Origin of the sequence: Pseudoduganella aquatica (assembly GCF_009857595.1) — a bacterium.
GTDB lineage: Bacteria > Pseudomonadota > Gammaproteobacteria > Burkholderiales > Burkholderiaceae_D > Rugamonas > Rugamonas aquatica_A.
The window spans coordinates 1-4,082 of the sequence record NZ_WWCU01000087.1; the positions used below are offsets into that span (position 1 = coordinate 1).

General features: G+C 68.4%; 2 protein-coding genes. Both read left to right on the forward strand.

Annotation, left to right across the window (positions count from 1 at the left end):
• Positions 1-1,302 (forward strand): type IVB secretion system protein IcmH/DotU (gene icmH / locus GTP77_RS29545; protein WP_161075718.1); only part of this gene is annotated, 1,302 nt, incomplete at its 5' end.
• The coding region (gene tssM, locus GTP77_RS29550; RefSeq protein WP_161075719.1) for a type VI secretion system membrane subunit TssM at positions 1,299-4,082 on the forward strand (2,784 nt) is incomplete at its 3' end. The genes icmH and tssM, both read left to right, overlap by 4 nt.

The window sequence follows — 4,082 nt, forward strand, 5'->3', positions numbered from 1 at the left end:
GGTGGCGAGCCTGCGGCGGCAGCCTGGCCCGGACCCGGCCTGGGCGCGGCAGCCGCTGCGAACAGCTACGGCGCCGAACGCGCCGCCGGCCATGTAAACTACGACGCCGCGCTGGCCCCGCTGACGGCCGCGCCGCGCGCCCACCTGAATGGCGTCAACCCGCTGGTCGGCGCCGCCAACGCCTTGCTGGACCTGGTGGTCCCGCTGCGCATCATGGCCACGCACCCCAGCGTGGAAGGGCTGCGCAGCCAGCTGGTGGCCGCCATCAAAAAATTCGAGATCGACGCCAGGAACGCGGGCTGCGCGCAGGAGGCCATTGCCGTGGCGCGCTACTCGCTGTGCACCTTCCTGGACGAGACCATCTCCAGCACCCCATGGGGCGGCAGCGGCGTGTGGGCCAGCCGCAGCCTGCTGGTGGCCTTTCACAACGAGGCCTTCGGCGGCGAGAAATTCTTCCTCATCCTGCAAAAGCTCAGCCAGCAGCCGCGCGCCAACCTGCACGTGCTGGAGCTGATGTATCTGTGCCTGGCGCTGGGACTGGAAGGACGTTACCGCGTAATGGACGGCGGCCGCGTCCAGCTCGACGTGCTGCGCGAGCGGCTGCAGCAGCTGATCCAGAAAGAGCGCGGCCCCTTCGAACCGGACCTGTCGCTGCGCTGGAAAGGCTCGAACGAAAAACGCCCCGGCCTGCTGCGCCTGATTCCCGTCTGGGTGATCGCCGCCGTTGCTGGCCTGGTCCTGCTGTGCATTCATCTCGGCTTCAGCTTCCTGCTGAACCGCCATTCAGACCCCGTGTACGCCGCCTTGCAGCGTATCCGCCTGGTGGCCCCTGTGCCGCCGGCGCCACCCATGGCCAATCCGCCGGTGCGCGTGGCCCGCTTCCTGGCGCCCGAAATCGAGCGCGGCCTGGTGAGCGTGACGGAAACGCCGGACCGCTCCACCATCGTGCTGCACGGCGACGGCGTGTTCAAATCCGGCAGCGCCGAAGTGCTGCCGTCCTACGACGGCCTGCTGCGGCGCATAGGTGAAGCGCTCAAGCCGGTGCCCGGCAAGGTCATCGTCATCGGCCACACGGACGACGTGCCCGGCGGCTCGGCGCGCTATCCGTCCAACTGGGCGCTGTCCAAGGGCCGGGCCGCCACCGTGGTGGAGCTGCTGGCCAAACAGGCCGGACCCGCAGCGCGCTATACCGTGGAAGGGCGCGGCGAGACCGAACCGCTGGTGCCCAATGACAGCGCCGCCAACCGCGCGCGCAACCGCCGCGTAGTGATTATTGTGCTGACCCCAGTGCCGACCCCATGATCAAACGCTTCTTCAACTGGTTCATCAAGCCGCCCGTGCTGGCTTTTTTCGGCGTGCTGCTGCTGTCGTTGATCTTCTGGTTCGAGGCGCCGCTGCTGGCCTTCGACGGTAAGGAGCCGTTCGCCTCCACCGGCGTGCGCTGGTTCTTTATCGGCCTGATGTTCCTGGCCTGGGCCATCTATTTTGGATGGAAGCTGCTGCGCGCAAGGCTGGCCGAGCGCCGCCTGATGAAAAGCGTGGCCGGCGATCCGGATTCCGCGCCCGCCGTGGTGCCGGGGCAGAAGGAAAGCGCGGCTGAAATGGCGCTGCTGGCCAAGCGCCTGCAGGAAGCCATGGCGGTGCTGCGCAAATCGAAGGCAGGCAGCGGATTCGGCAACGGCGGCGGCTTGTACCAGCTGCCTTGGTACATGTTTGTTGGCGCGCCCGGCAGCGGCAAGACCACTGCGCTGGTACATTCCGGCCTGAAGTTCCCGCTGTCCGAGACGCACGGCAAAGGCGCCATCGGCGGCGTGGGCGGCACTCGCAACTGCGACTGGTGGTTTACCGACGAGGCGGTGCTGCTCGACACGGCGGGCCGCTACACCACGCAGGACAGCTACACCGAAGTGGACCAGGCCGCGTGGAAGGGCTTTTTGCAGCTGCTGCGCAAGCACCGCCGCCGCCGCCCCATCAACGGCGTGATCGTGGCGCTCAGCGTGGCGGACCTGCTGCAGCAAGGCGAAGGCCAGCGCCGCGTGCAGGCGCTGGCGATACGCGCGCGCATCAAGGAGCTGCACGAGGAACTGGGCATCCGCTTCCCGGTCTACGTCATCGTCACCAAGTGCGACCTGCTGGCCGGCTTTGTCGAGTTCTTCGACAACCTGGGGCGCGAGGAGCGCACCCAGGTCTGGGGCGTGACCTTCCCGTTGGCTTCTGCCGAGCAGGCGGACGCCGGCCTGAAAGCCTTCCCAGCCGAGTTCGACGCGCTGCAGGCGCAGTTGCAGGCGCGCCTGTTCGAGCGCATGCAGCAGGAGCGCGACATCCAGCGCCGCGCGCTGATGTACAACTTCCCGCAGCAGTTCGCCGCCATCGGCGACGTGCTGGAATCCTTCCTGACCGACGTCTTTGAATCCACCTCCTACGAGGAAGCGGCGCTGGTGCGCGGCGTGTACTTCACCAGCGGCACCCAGGAGGGCAGCCCGATCGACCGCGTGATGTCCACGCTGGCCGCCAGTTTTGGCCTGGACCGCAAAGTGCTGCCGGCGAACGCCTTCGGCGGGCGCAGCTACTTCATCACGCGGCTGCTGCGCGACGTGGTGTTCCAGGAGAGCGAACTGGCGGGCGCCAATCTGCGCCTGGAGCGCAACCGGCGCTGGCTGCAATGGGGCGCCTACGCGCTGACGGCCGCCGTGCTGGTGCTGGTGACGGCGGGCCTGGTCACGAGCTATGTGCGCAACCAGAATTACGTGAACGACGTGGCCGCGCGCAGCCAGGAGATCGACAAGCTGGCGCGGGCCTTGCCGAAAGATCCGTCGCCGGTTGCTGCGCTGCCGCTGCTGAACGCCTTGCGCGACATCCCGGGCGGTTACCGCAGCCAGGGCGAGGAAGTGCCGCTGTTGATGGGGCTGGGCCTGTACCAGGGCGGCAAACTGGGCGAAGGTGCGCAGGGCGCCTACCAGCGCGTGCTGCGCGAGGCGCTGATGCCGCGCATCCTGGAGCAGATGGAGACCCAGCTGCGGCGCGGCACCGCCAACAATCCCGAATACCTGTACGAGCTGCTGCGCGTCTACATCATGCTGGGCGAGCGCAACCACCTGGACGCGCCGGCCGTGCGCGCCTGGCTGGACTACGACTGGAGCCGCAACCTGCCGGAGGCGAACGAACTGCAGCGCCAGGATCTGTCGCAGCACGTGGCGGCCATGCTGGCGCCGTCCTCCCAGGCCGAGGCGCCGCCGCAGCTGAACAGGGCGCTGATCGCGCAGGTTCGCCTCAGCCTTGCCAAGCTGCCGATGGGCGAACGGGTCTACACCCGCTTGAAGCGCGGGCTGGCCGCCGCCAATGTGCCGGACTTCGACGTGACCGCCGCCGCTGGACGGGACGCGGGCGTGGTGCTGGAGCGGCAAAGCGGCCTGCCGCTCACGCGCGGCATCGCTGGTCCGTTCACGCTGGCCGGCTACAAGAAATTCACCGAGCAGATAGACGGCGCCATTGCCGACGTGGTCAAGGACAGCTGGGTGCTGGACCAGCGCGAAGCGGTGGACAGCCTTGAGAGCGCGGCGCAGATGAAGGCCGTGGTCCAGCAGATGTATTTCGAGGAGTACATCCGCCTGTGGGACGGCTTGCTGGCGGACGTGACGCTGGTGCCGTTCACGTCCCTGGACCAGGCGGCGCGCGTGATCAACAGCGTGAGCAGCCAGGAGTCGCCGCTGCGCAAATTCCTGCAGGCGGCCGCGAAACAGACGCGGCTCGACAAGCTGAAAACCGCCAAGTCCAGCGTGGACGCGGCCACCGACACCGTCAAGCAGCTCAGCGACGCGGCCAAGCGGCGCCTGGAGTCCGCCCTCAGCGACGGCACGCAGGACGTGCTGCCGGCCGACGTGCGGCCCGTGAATCCGGTCGATATCCATTTCGCTACGCTGCACAAGATGGTGGAGGCGGGGGCGGGCGTTGCAGGCGGTGCGGCCGGCGGCGCAGGCGGGGCCTCGGGCCTGGACGGCGTGCTGCTCAAGTTGAAGGACGTGGCGGTCTACCTGGACGCGGCCAGCGCCGCGCGCGCCGCCGGCCAGCCCGCGCCGCCGGCC